13 protein-coding genes are annotated in these 14,410 nt (G+C 60.9%); 5 read left to right on the forward strand and 8 right to left on the reverse strand.

Going from position 1 to position 14,410, the window contains the following annotated elements; all coding sequences use genetic code 11:
- Nucleotide 1 precedes the first annotated feature (1 nt).
- Complete coding sequence (locus C4J93_RS13000; RefSeq protein ID WP_124429536.1) at nucleotides 2-388, reverse strand: TIGR03067 domain-containing protein; 387 nt, start codon at nucleotides 386-388, stop codon at nucleotides 2-4.
- 333 nt (nucleotides 389-721) lie between these two features.
- On the opposite strand from C4J93_RS13000, the gene C4J93_RS13005 reads away from it, so the two are divergent.
- Nucleotides 722-2,047 (forward strand): Wzz/FepE/Etk N-terminal domain-containing protein, encoded by a 1,326-nt coding sequence (locus tag C4J93_RS13005; RefSeq protein ID WP_124429537.1) that lies wholly within the window; start codon nucleotides 722-724, stop codon nucleotides 2,045-2,047.
- Between the two features lie 266 nt (nucleotides 2,048-2,313).
- A complete protein-coding gene (gene lpxO / locus C4J93_RS13010) occupies nucleotides 2,314-3,213 on the forward strand; it encodes a lipid A hydroxylase LpxO (protein WP_124429538.1) in 900 nt (299 codons plus the stop codon).
- 18 nt (nucleotides 3,214-3,231) lie between these two features.
- On the opposite strand, the gene ligD is transcribed toward lpxO, so the two are convergent.
- Nucleotides 3,232-5,763 (reverse strand): DNA ligase D, encoded by a 2,532-nt coding sequence (gene ligD / locus C4J93_RS13015; RefSeq protein ID WP_124429539.1) that lies wholly within the window; start codon nucleotides 5,761-5,763, stop codon nucleotides 3,232-3,234.
- 24 nt (nucleotides 5,764-5,787) lie between these two features.
- Entirely contained in the window at nucleotides 5,788-6,627 is an 840-nt protein-coding gene (locus tag C4J93_RS13020) for a Ku protein (RefSeq protein ID WP_124429540.1), read from the reverse strand.
- A gap of 186 nt (nucleotides 6,628-6,813) precedes the next feature.
- Between C4J93_RS13020 and C4J93_RS13025 the strand changes: the two genes are divergently transcribed.
- Both C4J93_RS13025 and C4J93_RS13030 read left to right on the forward strand, forming a co-directional pair.
- A complete protein-coding gene (locus C4J93_RS13025) occupies nucleotides 6,814-7,125 on the forward strand; it encodes a hypothetical protein (protein WP_124429541.1) in 312 nt (103 codons plus the stop codon).
- Nucleotides 7,126-7,136: 11 nt separating this feature from the next.
- The gene (locus tag C4J93_RS13030; RefSeq protein ID WP_124429542.1) at nucleotides 7,137-8,294 is read left to right on the forward strand and encodes a PQQ-dependent sugar dehydrogenase; all 1,158 of its coding nucleotides are present in this window, start codon (nucleotides 7,137-7,139) and stop codon (nucleotides 8,292-8,294) included.
- Between the two features lie 120 nt (nucleotides 8,295-8,414).
- On the opposite strand, the gene C4J93_RS13035 is transcribed toward C4J93_RS13030, so the two are convergent.
- Nucleotides 8,415-8,894: a nuclear transport factor 2 family protein gene (locus C4J93_RS13035; RefSeq protein ID WP_124366944.1), complete on the reverse strand. Its 480-nt coding sequence runs from the start codon at nucleotides 8,892-8,894 to the stop codon at nucleotides 8,415-8,417.
- A gap of 42 nt (nucleotides 8,895-8,936) precedes the next feature.
- Complete coding sequence (locus C4J93_RS13040) at nucleotides 8,937-9,500, reverse strand: TetR/AcrR family transcriptional regulator (RefSeq protein WP_124429543.1); 564 nt, start codon at nucleotides 9,498-9,500, stop codon at nucleotides 8,937-8,939.
- Nucleotides 9,501-9,625: 125 nt separating this feature from the next.
- Between C4J93_RS13040 and pssA the strand changes: the two genes are divergently transcribed.
- Nucleotides 9,626-10,969 carry a CDP-diacylglycerol--serine O-phosphatidyltransferase gene (pssA, locus tag C4J93_RS13045; protein WP_124429544.1) on the forward strand — a complete coding sequence of 448 codons (1,344 nt, stop codon included), beginning with the start codon at nucleotides 9,626-9,628 and terminating at the stop codon, nucleotides 10,967-10,969.
- A gap of 66 nt (nucleotides 10,970-11,035) precedes the next feature.
- Here the strand turns inward: pssA and efeO (C4J93_RS13050) are convergent, their stop codons facing one another.
- From efeO (C4J93_RS13050) to efeO (C4J93_RS13060), 3 genes are read right to left on the reverse strand one after another with little or no spacing between them, the layout of a single operon-like run.
- Complete coding sequence (gene efeO / locus C4J93_RS13050) at nucleotides 11,036-11,854, reverse strand: iron uptake system protein EfeO (RefSeq protein ID WP_124429545.1); 819 nt, start codon at nucleotides 11,852-11,854, stop codon at nucleotides 11,036-11,038.
- Nucleotides 11,855-11,880: 26 nt separating this feature from the next.
- Nucleotides 11,881-13,185 (reverse strand): iron uptake transporter deferrochelatase/peroxidase subunit, encoded by a 1,305-nt coding sequence (gene efeB / locus C4J93_RS13055; protein ID WP_124429546.1) that lies wholly within the window; start codon nucleotides 13,183-13,185, stop codon nucleotides 11,881-11,883.
- A gap of 13 nt (nucleotides 13,186-13,198) precedes the next feature.
- Nucleotides 13,199-14,401, reverse strand: coding sequence for an iron uptake system protein EfeO (gene efeO, locus C4J93_RS13060; RefSeq protein WP_124429547.1), 1,203 nt, complete (start codon nucleotides 14,399-14,401; stop codon nucleotides 13,199-13,201).
- Nucleotides 14,402-14,410: the final 9 nt, after the last annotated feature.

The following is a 14,410-nucleotide window of genomic DNA, read 5'->3' on the forward strand; positions in this document are numbered from 1 at the left end:
TTCAGGCCCGGCGTACGAAGGTGCGCATGGTTTGCCCCGGGCCGGTACTGAATACGGTGGGCCGGGGCATGCCTTCATCGGCAGCGATAAATACAAAATGATCACCTTCGAGCCGGTAGCTGGCCGGTAGCGACTTGCCGGCGTCCGCGCCGATGGCGTCCACCCAGGTGATGCTCTTGGGCGTGGTGTCGGCGTCCAGGACAAAACGCCCCGCCAGCAAGAGGTCGCCCTCGACCGTGACGACTTCAAACGTGTCCCCGCTGATCTTGGTGATGGCACCTGGCGCGCTATGTGCATCGGCAGGGTTGAGTACGCCGTTGTCTTCCAGAGCGGTTTGCTCCCAGGCACCTTGCAGGGCGTGGTAATCCGTGACTGACGGGGATGACATGCAACTTCCTTTTGCTGAAGGGGGGAAGGGGATTGTATCCGCACAGGGGCAGTGCTTTCAGGTGGCGGGATTTTTTCTTTATGGGACAGCTATTTGACAGCATTTTCATGTTGTATTAACTACGCTTGTACGGTGATTAATCCCACATCAAAATATCTTTCTGGCTACACATCGACATAAAGCAGAAATAATCCTTAAATACGCGGGATTTTTCGTCAGACTCAGTAGTCAGATTGCCATTGGTCCGCCGTGCTCAGGGCGTTGTCCCTGATTTGAAGCTTTTAGGGCTTCTTCGAGTGATGGCCTTTTAGTATTAATTAAGGTGTGCTTATTTTGAATCGTACTTCCCCGCCAGCGTCTGATGAAATTGATCTGTTTGAATTGTTTCACGCCATCTGGCGACAAAAAAAGCTGATCGTGGGTTGTACGGTTCTGGCGGGAGTTTTAGGCGCGGGGTATGCCTTCCTGGCTCCCAAGACCTACGAGGTCAGCAGCGTGCTACGGCCTGCGGCGATCAACGAGCTGGACGCGTTGAACCGCTCTGAAGTGTATAAATTGCCGCCCGCCGATGCGTTGCTCAAAGTGGGCGCGCAATTGGACTCCTACGAGGCTCGCCTTGGGTTCTTCAAGGACCACGAGGAGTTGTTCAAGGCGTTTCAGAAACCAGGGCAAACCCTGGAGCAGAGTTTTGAAGCCTTCAATCGGAACTCGGTCAATCTGATCCTGCCGGACCCGAAGAAGTCCGACTCGCTGAGCAACTACATCCGTCTGGAATTGCAGTACCCGACCGATGTTGATGGGGTGAAAATTCTCAACGGGTTTGTCGACTACGCCATTGCCGCAGAGCGTCAGCAGGTCGGCGCCGACCTCAAGGTGATCGTGAACAACCGGCTGGCTGAGCTCAAGGGCAAGATCGACGCCGCCCGAGCCAACTACGACACCGAAAAGGAATCGAAAATCGCCAAGTTGCTCGAGGCGGACCGTCTCAAGCGCGCCCAATTGCAGGACGAACTCAGCGCCCTGCGCTTGCAGATGAAAATGGAGCGGACCAACCGCCTGGCGGAATTGGCTGAAGCCATCGGCATCGCTCAGTCCATGGGGATCAGGACACCGACCACGCCATCCTCCATGGCCGACTCCGCGCGAACCGGCTCGAGCCAGGTGATGCGCACCGAAGTCAACAATCAGAAAATTCCGCTGTACTTCATGGGTACCGAGGCCCTGGAGGCCGAGCGCGCCGCGCTGCAAAAGCGCACCAGCGATGACTTCACCAATCCGCGTATTGCCGAAATTGGCAAGGAACTCCAGCTGTTGGACGCCAACCGCGAAGTTGAAGTGCTGCGCAAACGTGGCAATGAAGACATCTTCCTGCAGGACGTCGAGCCGCTTCGCGCCGAAGTCGCCAGGTTGCGTGGTTTGAACATCGACATGAGCAACCTGAAACTGGTGACGATTGACCGTCGCGCTCAGGAGCCTCTGGCACCGATCAAACCGAAAAAAGCTCTGGTCATTGCGTTGAGCCTGGTGGGCGGGTTACTGCTCGGGCTGATGGTCGCGCTGGTCCGCCACCTCATGTTTACCCAGCGTCAGGCGGTACCGTATTCGGCATTGGAAGACAGCAGTTTTTCACGCCGCGAACGTAAGGACGATCAGCTTTAAGCCGTAGCGACGTCTCTGGCCGGCGGGTCCTGGGGCCCGCCTGCGCAACCTCCCCAACACACTCAGTGGACAGCTTTTCACAATTCTTAGTTAACCTTTGGTTACAAAGTATGGCTAAATAACGGCCAATGGTCACACATCGGAGGGTCCTCCAGCCGGTCGTGTCGCCTGTATGTGAATTGTGATTTCAGGTGCTGCTTATCCATCCTCGGCCGTTGTGGGCACGCAGGAGCAGCCTGTTCTCTCCCTGACGTGTGACGAATCCCTTGAAACTCATCATTGTTGCTCTCTACGTTGCCTCCATCGCGTATGTACATTTGCGTGGCCGGGTGCGACACAAGTTGGGCCGCCAGCTTAGCGACCACTCGACGTTCCTGGCGCCGATCAACTGCTTCCTTTATCTGTTCTCCAGGCAACCGGGCCGCCCCTTTCTGTCGCCCAGCGATTTTCCGGACCTGAGCCCGTTGCAGGCGCACTGGGAAGAGATCCGTCAGGAAGCCCAGAACCTGATGCGCGCCGGAGAGATCAAGCGCTCGGAGCAATACAATGACGTGGGCTTCAACTCGTTCTTCAAGTCCGGCTGGAAGCGCTTCTATCTGAAGTGGTACGGCGACAGCCATCCTTCGGCAATGAAGCTGTGCCCGCGCACCACCGAACTGGTGCAAAGCATCGGCTCGATCAAGGCCGCGATGTTCGCCGAGCTGCCGCCGGGCTCCAAACTGGTGCGTCACCGTGACCCCTATGCTGGCTCCTACCGCTATCACCTGGGGCTGGATACCCCAAACGATCCGGGCTGCTATATCAATGTGGACGGCGAGAGCTATTACTGGCGCGACGGCGAGCCGGTGATGTTCGACGAGACCTATATCCACTACGCGGAAAACACCACGGCCCACAACCGCATCATTCTGTTCTGCGACATCGAGCGGCCGATGAAATACCGCTGGGCAGCCGCGTTCAACCGCTGGTTCAGCCGCAATGTGATGGCCGCTGCGGGTTCGCCCAATGATGAAGGCGACAAGACCGGCGGCCTCAACCGCGCTTTTACCCGCTTGTACAAGATCCGTTTGCGCGGCAAGGAGCTCAAAAAGCGCAACCGCACGCGCTACTACCTGGAAAAGTGGGCGATCTTCGCTTGCCTCGCGCTGATCTTCATCCTTATCTGAACCCCACCGTGGCGCGGATCACTGCGGTGGTTTGGCGCCCAGCTTGTCCCACATCTTCTTGCTGATCTTCTGTCGATTGGCATAGCCGGCCCAGGGGTCGGTCTTCAAACTCTGCAAGCGTTCGTGCAGGTTGGCGACTGTCCATTGCTGGGAACTGCGCAACCCATTCAACTCTTCCCGGCTGATCGGTACCGAAACCGGTAGGCCGGGTCGCGCCCGCACGGAGTAAGCGGCTACCGTGCTGGCGCCCCGGGCGTTGCGCAGATAATCGATGAAGATTTTGCCCACGCGGTTTTTCGGGCCGCTGGTGGCGGTGAAGCGCTCGGGCAGTTGCTGGGTCATGAATTGGGCGATGGCCTTGGCGAAGGCTTTCACGCTGTCCCAGTCGTCTCGCCGGGCCAGCGGTACGATCAGGTGCAAGCCTTTGCCACCGCTGGTTTTGACGAAGGCCTGCAAGCCCAATTCATCCAGCACCGAGAGGGTCAGTTGCGCAGCTTCCAGCATGGCCTTCCAGGGCAGGGCGGGGTCCGGGTCGAGGTCGAGTACGAACAGGTCGGGGGTTTCGATCTTGTCCGTGGTGGCGCCCCAGGTGTGCAGCTCGACCGTGCCCATTTGCACGGCGCCGACCAGGGCGTCTGCAGTGTCTATTTCCATCAGGCGTGCATGGCCGGGGTCCAGGGCCTGGTCCAGTTGCTTGATGTGCGGGATCGTCATGCGTTCGATGTGCTTCTGGAAGAACTGTTCGCCTTCGATGCCCTCCGGCGCCCTGAGCAGCGACACGGGCCGGTTGCGCAGGAAGGGCAGGATCCATGCGCTGGTGTCGGCGTAGAACTGCGCCAGTTGCTGCTTTTGCGTACCGCTCTGCTTGTCGATGACGCGATCAGGGTGGGTGATTTTCAGGTCCTTCACGGTTTTCACCTCCTTCTCGGTTTTTTTCGCCGCCGGCGCCTTGACCGATTTGGCCGCGCGCGGCAGTTCGTGAATGATCTGCGCGGCGGGCTTGTCGGTGCGCATGCCCACAAACGCGGCCTGGCGCACCACGCCTTCACGGGTCCATTCAGCAAATTGCACCTCGCCGACCAGGCTCGGCTCGACCCAGTGCACGCCACGCGCCTGGGCGCTGGTCAACGGCTTTTGCAGTGGCGAGTCGTCACGTTCGAGCGCGGTGAGCTTGGTGTAGATGGCTTTCAGTGACGCCTGGTCGAAGCCGGTGCCCACACGCCCGGCGTATGCCAGCCCGGCGTCGTCGTTGACCGCCAACAGCAGCGCGCCAAACCCGGTGCGCGAGCCTTGGGGGCGGGTATAACCGACAATCACAAACTCCTGGCGCAAGCGGCATTTGAGCTTGATCCAGTCGTCACTGCGCCTGGACACATAAGGGCTGCCGGCACGTTTGCCGATGACGCCTTCCAGGGCCAGGTCGCAGGCGCTTTCGAAAATGTCGTGGTGGTTGGCCGCAAACGCTTCGGAGAAGCGCAGCAGCTTGCTCTTGCTGGCGGACAGCGCGGATTTGAGCGCGGCGCGACGCGTTTCGACCGGGTCTTCGCGCTGATCGCGGCCATTCAGAAAGGGCGCGTCGAACAGGTAATAGACGATGTCTAGGCTGCGGCCGATGTCGAAGGCATTCTGCAACGCCTGGAAATCCGGCAGGCCGTCGCCGTTGAGGCTGACCACCTCGCCGTCCAGCCAGCTGTCCTTGAGCTTGAGCGCTTGCAAAGCCTTGGCCTGACGCGGCAGGCGCTCGGTCCAGTCGTGCCCGTTGCGGGTGAACAGGCGCACTTCACCTCCTTGGATGCGCGCGAGGATGCGGTAACCGTCGAACTTGATCTCGTACTGCCAGTCACCTTCGGGTGCCCGATCGACCAGGGTGGCCAGTTGCGGGGAGAACTGCTCGGGCACGGCGGTGGCCTGCTTGCGCGTGCTCGCCTTGGGAGCTGCCTTGGCTGCCGCTTTGGTTTTCGCCTGAGTCTTGGCCTTGGGCTTGCCGACCACCGCGTCGCTCAGCACGCTGGCGGGTTCGGCCTGGACGATATCGTATTCGGCGATGGGCCGTGCCTGCTGGTCTTTTTCCTTGATCAGCAGCCATTGTTGCTTGTCGCCGCTGCCCTTGAGCCGGGTGCGCACCAAGGTCCAGTCCCCCGAGAGTTTCTCGCCGACCAGGCTGAATTTGAGTTTGCCGGCCGCGTAGGCCTTGTGCGGGTCGTCATGGGGTTGCCAGATGCCGCGGTCCCACACGATGACATCCCCGGCGCCGTATTGGCCGGCGGGAATACTGCCCTCGAAGCCACCGTAACTCAGTGGGTGGTCTTCAACGTGGACCGCCAGGCGCTTCTGGCTCGGGTCCAGGCTCGGGCCTTTGGGCACCGCCCAGCTCAACAGCACGCCGTCGAGTTCCAGGCGAAAGTCATAGTGCAGGTTACGCGCATCATGTTTCTGGATCACAAAGCTCAGGGCCGAGGCTTTGCGCTTGCCGGCCGGTGAGTCGCCGGCGGGTTCGGCGGTAATCCCGAAGTCGCGTTTACGGTTGTACTCGCTCAGGGGCTTTGCCATGTCGTTCTCCAGCCAATGGCAGGCTCAAGAGGCCTTTTTGTTGGATTTCTTCGCAGCGGGTTTTTTCGCCGCAGGTTTGCCCGCCAAGCTGCGCTTGAGCAGTTCCGTCAGGTCGATCACATCGGCCGATTTGCGCTCTTCGCTGCCTTCGGTCGATTCCACGTCTTCGATCTTGCCGGCCTTGGCCTTTTTCTCCACCAGCGCCATGATTTTTTCCTGGAAGCTGTCGCGGTATTCCTCGGGTTGCCAGTCGGCGCTCATGTCTTCCACCAGGCGCTTGGCCATGTCCAACTCGCCCTTGGCCAGGGTGGGTTTGGTCACATCGCTGCCCAGCTCCAGCTCATCCAGGCTGCGCACCTCGGCGGGCCAGCGCAGCATGACCAGCACCAGGGCCGACTCCAGCGGCATCAATGCGGCAAGGTGCTGCTTGGTATGCAACACCACATTGGCCAGGGCGACCTTGCCGGTTTTTTTCAGGGTTTCGCGCAGCAGTGCGTAGACCTTGCCGCCGCGTTTATCCGGGGCCAGGAAGTAGGGCGTATCGATGTTCTGCAGGGGGATCTGGTCGCTGGCGACAAAGGCGATGATTTCGATGGTTTGGGTCGACTTGGGGTGGGCTGAGCGGATCTCATCTTCGCTGAGCACCACGTAGCGGCCTTTTTCGTAAGCTACGCCCTTGACGATATTTTCCTTGGTGATTTCCTTGCCCGTGGCCTTGTTGATGCGCTTGTAGCCCACCGGGTCCATGCTGCGTTTGTCCAGCCAGTCAAAATCGACGCCTTGGGCAGACGTCGCCGACACCAGCGACACCGGGATGTGAACCAAACCGAAACTGATGGCGCCTTTCCAGATTGACCGGGGCATAAGTGCATCTCCTACAAAGATAAGTCTGTGTTCTGGTGACTCGTGGGCCTGGGCAAAAGTTTCGGCGAGCGGATGCTCGGACAGATCGTGTTACACCTGATGAGCAACTATTTAATGTCGCCAGACGAACCCCTGGGGTAGCGTGTTATCGAAAGCACGTACTCCTCGGCATAGAGAGGCATCGTCATGAACCGTTATGTGCGTCATCTTGCAGCGCTGGTTGCAGTGCTGGGCTCGGGCTTGGCCCTGGCGCAAAACCTGCCGGGTCGTTACGAATCCAACAACAGCCCTATCCACCGGGCCAACCCCAACAGCATGCAGGGCACCCAGCCCAATGCGCCGGCCGTTCGCGGTATCCAGACCGCGCCGACCCAGCCTCGGCCTACCGTGGAAAACGGCGGGATTGGCAACAGCTATCCCAAGCGTGACGCCGCGCCCAGTCGCCCGAATACCGAAACCAAAGCTCCCACCTATGATGCCAACGGCAATCGCCGGTAAGGATCCGTCTTATGTTTCTACGTAAAACCCTGCTAGCCGCTATTTGCGCAACCACGCTGCTGCCAATGGCTGCGGTTCAAGCCGCCGATGCCCAACAGTTTCCCAGTGAGCAAGGCAGCATTACTGCGACGCCAGTCGCGAAGGGCCTGAATCGCCCCTGGGCGGTGGCGTTCCTGCCGGACAGGCAAGGTTTCCTGGTGACCGAATTGCCCGGCCAGCTGCGCTTTGTCAGCCCGGACGGCAAGCTGTCCGCGCCATTGACCGGCGTGCCCCAGGTGTGGGCCAAGGGGCAGGGCGGTTTGCTTGATGTGGTGCTGTCGCCCGACTTCAAGCAAGACCGCATGGTCTACCTGTCGTACGCCGAAGGGGGCGGCCAGGACGGCAAGGCCGGGACCGCCGTGGGGCGAGGGCGCCTGGCCGATGACTTGAGCGGTTTGAAGGACTTCACGGTGATCCTGCGCCAGGAGCCCAAGCTGTCCACCGGCAACCACTTCGGCTCACGCCTGGCGTTTGACCGTGACGGCTACCTGTTCGTGACCCTGGGCGAAAACAATGTGCGGCCCACCGCCCAGGACCTGGACAAGCTGCAAGGTAAAGTCGTACGCATTTATCCGGATGGTCGCGTGCCCGATGACAACCCGTTTGTTGGCCAGCCAGGGGTACGCCCCGAGATCTGGTCCTACGGCCAACGCAACCCACAGGGCCTGGCGTTGAACCCCTGGAGCGGGACGATCTGGGAAAACGAACATGGGCCACGGGGCGGTGATGAAATCAACATCATCGAGCGCGGCAAGAACTACGGCTGGCCGTTGGCGACGCACGGCATCAACTATTCCCTCACGCCGATCCCCGAGGCCAAGGGCAAGACCGCTGAAGGCACCGTGGCACCGCACCATGTGTGGGAGAAGTCACCGGCGATCAGTGGCATGGCGTTCTACGACGCCGACCGTTTCAAGGCCTGGCAGCACAACCTGTTTATCGGCGCGCTGGCCAGCAAAGAGCTGATCCGGCTGCAGTTCGATGGCGACAAGGTCGTCCATGAAGAACGTCTGCTGGGTGATTTGAACGCGCGGATTCGCGATGTGCGGCAGGGGCCGGATGGCTATCTGTATGTGCTCACGGATGAGGATGATGGGGTGCTGTATCGAGTTGGGCTGAATCAGGACTGAGTAACAGCCGCGCGGATCGTTCCCACGCTCCCGCGTGGGAATGCAGCCCCTGACGCTCGCGTCACCTGTGTGTATTAGGGACGCGGAGGCATTCCCACGCAGAGCGTGGGAACGATCGGGCTACAGACTTAATTCGGACAATCCCGGATGATCATCCGGCCGCCGTCCCAGCGGCCAGTGGAACTTGCGTTCACTTTCTTTGATCGGCAGATCGTTGATGCAGGCAAAACGGTTGGCCATCAGGCCGTTTTCATCGAACTCCCAGTTTTCATTACCGTACGAACGGAACCAGTTGCCCGAGTCATCGTGCCATTCGTAGGCATAGCGCACTGCGATGCGGTTGCCGGTGAAGGCCCATAGCTCTTTGATCAGTCGGTAATCCAGCTCTTTGGCCCATTTGCGCGTGAGGAAGCCCTTGGCCTCTTCGCGGTTATGGGCAAACTCGGCGCGGTTGCGCCACTGGGTATCCAGCGTGTACGCCAGTGACACCCGTTGCGGGTCGCGTGAGTTCCAGCCGTCTTCGGCCAGGCGCACTTTTTCGATGGCCGACTCGCGGGTAAAGGGCGGCAGGGGTGGGCGGACTTCTGGGTTAGAGGACATGGAACGGCTCCTGAAAAGTTATGAAAGTGCATCGACAGTAGTTCAAAGCCCCAATAGGGTCCGCGCCATCGCTTGCGCAGTATCGGCAGCCGTTGAATCGCCCATCACCAGGGCAACGGTAATGGCTCCATCGATCAGGATCAGCAGCTGCGCGGCCTGCCGTTGCGGGTCGGGGGCGCCATGTGCTTGACACAGTTCAAGCGCGTACTCGAACAGTTTCTGTTTGTGGGCCTTGGCCAGCAGGCGTACCGGCGCTTGCGCGTTGCCGGTTTCGCCACTGGTATTGATAAAGGCGCAGCCGCGAAAATCCGCCGAGCCGAACCAGCTTTTCAGCGCGCTGAACAGCGCCAGCAGGCGTTCGCCACTGTCTTCATGGCGCTCGACTTGCGTGCGCAGCCAGCGCATCCAGCGTTCGTCGCGGCGCTGCAGGGCGGCAATCACCAGCTCATCCTTGTTGCTGAAGTAGCGATAAATGCTTTTTCTCGAGACGCCGGCGGTTTTCACCAGCAAGTCCATGCCGGTGGCGGCGATACCGTGGCGATAAATCAACTTCTCGGTGACGTCGAGAATAATGTCGCGGGTTTCATTAAGAATCATATCGTTCATGCCTCAGACAGTAGAACGATCGTTCTTCTTGGTCAATGGGCATTTTTCCCTGTGCGGCGACGAGACCTGAGCACCCCCATGGTGTAAGCTTTGGGCCTCTTCGGATTCGACCCATTGCGAGCCTTATGCCGTCGTTCTTCAAACGCTCCCTGTTGCCTAAACTGCGCGGTTTCCCGCTGTCCACCGATGCCATCGAGGTGCTGCCCAGCGCCGATGCCTATCGGCGTTGCCTGCTGGAAAAAATCCCCCAGGCCACCCGGCGCATCTACATCGTTGCGTTGTACTTGCAGCAGGATGAGGCGGGGCAGGAGATCTACGACGCACTGCACGCCGCCAAAGCCGCACGGCCGGAGTTGGACATCGTCGTGGTGGTCGACTGGCTGCGCGCCCAGCGTGGCCTGATCGGCGCCGGCAAGCAGCCGGGCAATAGCGCCTGGTACCAGGCCATGACCCAGGGTCACGCCAGTGAAGTGCCGGTGTACGGCGTGCCGGTACAAACCCGCGAGCTGTTCGGCGTGCTGCACCTCAAGGGGTTTGTGATCGACGACACGGTGCTGTACAGCGGCGCCAGCCTGAACAACGTGTACTTGCACAAATTCGACAAGTACCGCTTCGACCGTTATCACCTGATCCACAGCCAGGCGCTGGCCGACTCCATGCAGCACCTGGTGGAGCATGGCCTGGTAGCGTCCAAGGCGGTGCATCGCCTCGACCTGCCCAACCCGCCCACCACCCGCAGCCTGCGCAACGACATCGGTGACCTGCGCAGCCGCCTCAAGCATGCGGCGTATGACACCAGCGCCGGGCAGTTGCCCAATGGGCACTTGCAGGTCAGCCCGTTACTCGGTGTCGGCAAAAACAACCCGCTCAGCCGGGTGATCCTCGAGCTGATCGCCAGCGCCCAGCAGCAACTGACTATCTGCACGCCGTACTTCAACCTGCCGCTGCCGGTGACGCGCGAGATCAACCGGGCCCTGGCGCGCGGGGTGAAGATCGACATCATCGTCGGCGACAAGACCGCCAACGACTTCTACATTCCGCCCAGCGAACCCTTCAAGGTGATCGCGGCGTTGCCGTATCTGTATGAAATCAGCCTGCGTCGCTTTGCCAAGCGCCATCAGCCGATGATCGACAGCGGCCAGTTGAACCTGCACCTGTGGCACGACGGCGACAACAGTTACCACCTTAAAGGCCTGTGGATCGACCAGCGCTACACCCTGCTGACTGGCAATAACCTCAACCCCAGGGCGTTCCGACTCGACCTGGAAAACGCCTTGCTGATCGACGACCCCCAGGGCCAGTGGCTGGCGCCGCGTGCGCAAGAGCTTGCGCATATTTTCCAGCACACCACGCGCATTGCCGGCTACCAACAGCTGCAGACGCTGGTGGATTACCCGGTGGCGGTGGGCAAGTTCCTGCGCCGGGTCAGCCGGGTACGCATCGAGCGGTTGCTCTACCGGATCCTGTAAAACCACCAGGCACACAAAAACACCCAGGCTCTTCACGGGGCCTGGGTGTTTCTGTGTGTGGGGCGCTTAGTTCAGGCCCAACTTGCCGCGCAGCATCGACAGGTCTTCAGCCAAGGTATTGACCGGGCCCACCAAGGCCTTGCGGTCGTTATCCTTGACCTTGTCGTAGGTCTGAAAACCACCGTCCGGGGTCATGTACTTGGCCAGGATCTTGTCCACGGTGGCGAAGTTCTTGTCGACCTTGGCCAGGAATACCTTGTCTTGTTTCTCGATCTGGCCACGGAACAGGTCAACGATTTTCTTCGCACCGTCAATGTTGCCCTGGAAGTCATACAAGTCGGTATGGCTGTAGCGGTCTTCTTCGCCGGAAATCTTGGTGGCGGCGACTTCTTCGAGCAGCGCTGCGGCACCGCCGACAACTTTTTCCGGTGGGAAGGTCAGGCCGTCGACCCGGGTTTTCAGGTCGAGCACGTCGCTGTTGAGCTTGTCGGCGATGGCGTCGAGGCCTTGGGTGGTGTTTTCGGAGAACAGGCTGTATTCGATGCGGTGAAAGCCGGTGAAGTCTTCGGCCTTCACGCCTTTTTCGTGATCGTCGACCCGTGAGTCGATGGAGGCGTCGAGGTCGCTGAACAGCTCGGCGATCGGCTCGATGGATTCATAATGCACGCGGGTCGGCGCATAGAGTTTCCGGGCGGTGGGCAGGTCGCCTTTTTTCACGGCGTCGGTGAAGGCCTGGGTTTGGGTGACCAATTCACCGATCTCTTCGGTGACATAGATTTTGTAGTCCGACACCGGACCGACCAGGTCCAGCGGCGCCGTGGCGGCAAAGGCGGACAGTGGCGAAACGGTCATCAGCAACGACAACGCGAGGGTCGACTTCTTCATGGGACGGTATCCGCTCTGAGTGTTTTTTAGGTAGGGGCAGTGGTTCGAGGGTGCGTTGCTGCAAGCAGCGTGCGCCCGATGAAATCGTCGGGCCCCGTGACCCCCGGCAAGGTGAAGAAATAGCCGCCGCCGACCGGCTTGAGGTATTCCTCCAAGGGCTCGCCGTTGAGCCGGGTTTGCACGCTGATAAAGCCTTTCTCCAGGTCAGCCTGGTAACAGATGAACAACAGTCCCATGTCCAGCTGACCGTTTTTATTGACGCCGTTGGAGTAGTTGAACGGCCGCCGCAGGATCAGGTTGGCCTGGGTCTGCGGAGTGCGCGGGTTGGCCAGGCGGATATGGGCATCGAGCTTGGTCAGCTTGCCTTCCGGGTCCTTGCTGTAATCAGGGACCTCGGATTCCTTGTGGCCATCCATCGGCGCGCCGGTGGGTTTGACGCGGCCGATGATGCTTTCCTGTTCCTGCAGTGGGGTACGGTCCCAGCGTTCGACGAAGTTGCGGATGATGCGCACCGCCTGGTAGCTGCCGTTGGCCGCCCAGGCCGGTTCGTCACTGCCCGGCTGCACCCACACGATCTGGTCCATGGCCTTGGCGTCGTTGGAATTGGGGTTGGCCGAGCCATCGCGAAAGCCTAGGAAGTTACGCGCACTCTGCGCCGGCTCGCCGGGTTTGGCCGGCGCCTGGGGCGGTACGCTGCCTTCCTGTTTCCAGCGCACCAGCAGCAGGTCGGGCAGGTTCTTTACGATGTCGCGCAGGGCGTGGATGTTGGTGTCCGGGGTGTTGGAGCTGAACTGCAGGCTCAGGTCGCCGTGGCACTGCGAAGGTTCCAGCGCATCGTTGGGGAAACCGACCATACGCGTCAGGCGCTTGGGCTTGGCCGCGCCGAGGCCGAAGCGTTCATCGAACAACGACTCACCGACCGAGACCGTGATGGTGAGGTTATCCGGTGTCACCACCGGGCCGAGGATGCCGGAGTCGGTGGGCGGCAGTTTCGGGTCGACTTGCGGCACGGTGCCGCCGGTCATCAGGAAGGCGATGCGCTCGTTCAAGGTGCGGAACAGGCGCTCCAGGTCTTCACGGTCACTGGCCAACACGTCGAACGCCACGAGCATGCCGCAGGCGGGACGCGGGGTGACGATGCCGCTCTGGTGCTTGCCGAGGAATGCGTGGTGGTCCTGGGTCTTGTCACTGCGTGGCGCGGTGGTGACTTGCTCGGCGGCCGCCGCCATGGCCGGGCAGGTCAGGGTGCTACCGGCAATCGCGGCGCCGGTGGCGGCCATGCCCAGCAGGACACGGCGGCGTTGGAGGTCAAATTGTGCTGAATCACTCATGTATGCGTTCGTCTCACTGCAGGCCGGAAAGGCCAAGGGCGGGGTCGATTCCATCGAGTGCGGCGGCCAGGGCCTTGGCCTTGTCGGCGATCTGCTTGCGCTGATCGGCGTTCACGCTGTCATAGGTGGCGTAGCCGGTGTCGACCTTGAAGCCTTGGAGTTCGGCATCAAAGGCGGCGAGGGCGCTGTCGACGTTGGGTAGCAGCTCGGCGGCGGACTTGGTCAACAGCGGCCGCATCAACTCGACGACCTTGTGGGCAACCTCCAGGTTGGCGGCGAAACCGTTAAGGTCGATGTGGCTGTAGCGTTCCTCTTCACCGCTGGTGGCGCGTACATCCGCCAGGCTATTGAGGTTGCGCACCACAATGCTCACCAGTTGCTCCGGCGGCAGGGACTGGGCCAGCAGTTGCTGCTTGAGGGTGCTGACGTCGTTGGCCAACCGTTGCGCGACGGGCGCCAGGCCGTCGAGGCTGCGCTGCTGAAACAGGCTGTATTCCAGGCGATGGAAGCCACTGAAGGCCGGGTCTTGCTCGCGCTTTTCAAAATAATCGGCGCGGGCGTTGATCGCGTTGTCCAGCTCGGCCAGGCGCTGCGATGCCGGCGCCAACCGTTGGTAGACTTCGCGAGCCGGTACATACAGGGCCTGGGCCTGGGCGAGGTCACCGGCATCGATCGCGTGTTGCAACGCGGTGACCGCCTTCACCAGTGCAGTGCCCTGGCCGCTCAGGTAAACGCGGAACTCCGACAGCGGCCCGATAAACGCCACCATCGACGGCTTGGCCTTGGCCTGGGCCTCGGATTGCGCAGTCGGCGTGACATGCAAGGTGCCGCGGGGGTTGCTCAGCAGGCCGCAGGTGATCGCGTAGTCGCCGGGCTGCAGGTTGGCATTGATGACCTGGCTCAGGCCGGGGGCAATATTTTCCCGCTCTTCGACGACCAGGACGCCATCGAGGATTTCCCATTCCACCGCGCGGTCGGAGCGGTTGATGATGCGAAAACTCGCACGCCCGGCGGGCACCGTCAGGGCGTTGGGCTCGCAAGCGTGGCCGTGGATGGTCACCGCGATCTCATTCTGGTTGGCCTGGCGCTTGCTGGCAGCCAACTGCGCGGCGTAATAGAACAGGCCACCGGCGGCGATCATCACGACCACCGAGCCGGCCACGGCCCAGCGCAGCGCGCGGGACGACGGAGCCGGTTGAGGGGTTGGGTTGGACAAGAGACGGTC

Origin of the sequence: Pseudomonas sp. R2-37-08W, from assembly GCF_003851705.1 — a bacterium.
In the GTDB taxonomy this organism is placed as follows: Bacteria; Pseudomonadota; Gammaproteobacteria; order Pseudomonadales; family Pseudomonadaceae; genus Aquipseudomonas.

Coding starts and splice junctions, on each gene's coding strand:
- C4J93_RS13000 (WP_124429536.1), bottom strand. CDS start 388: ATGTCATCCCCGTCAGTCACGGATTACCACGCCCTGCAAGGTGCCTGG.
- ligD (WP_124429539.1), bottom strand. CDS start 5,763: ATGGCAAAGCCCCTGAGCGAGTACAACCGTAAACGCGACTTCGGGATT.
- C4J93_RS13020 (WP_124429540.1), bottom strand. CDS start 6,627: ATGCCCCGGTCAATCTGGAAAGGCGCCATCAGTTTCGGTTTGGTTCAC.
- C4J93_RS13025 (WP_124429541.1), top strand. CDS start 6,814: ATGAACCGTTATGTGCGTCATCTTGCAGCGCTGGTTGCAGTGCTGGGC.
- C4J93_RS13030 (WP_124429542.1), top strand. CDS start 7,137: ATGTTTCTACGTAAAACCCTGCTAGCCGCTATTTGCGCAACCACGCTG.
- C4J93_RS13035 (WP_124366944.1), bottom strand. CDS start 8,894: ATGTCCTCTAACCCAGAAGTCCGCCCACCCCTGCCGCCCTTTACCCGC.
- C4J93_RS13040 (WP_124429543.1), bottom strand. CDS start 9,500: ATGAACGATATGATTCTTAATGAAACCCGCGACATTATTCTCGACGTC.
- pssA (WP_124429544.1), top strand. CDS start 9,626: ATGCCGTCGTTCTTCAAACGCTCCCTGTTGCCTAAACTGCGCGGTTTC.
- efeO (WP_124429545.1), bottom strand. CDS start 11,854: ATGAAGAAGTCGACCCTCGCGTTGTCGTTGCTGATGACCGTTTCGCCA.
- efeB (WP_124429546.1), bottom strand. CDS start 13,185: ATGAGTGATTCAGCACAATTTGACCTCCAACGCCGCCGTGTCCTGCTG.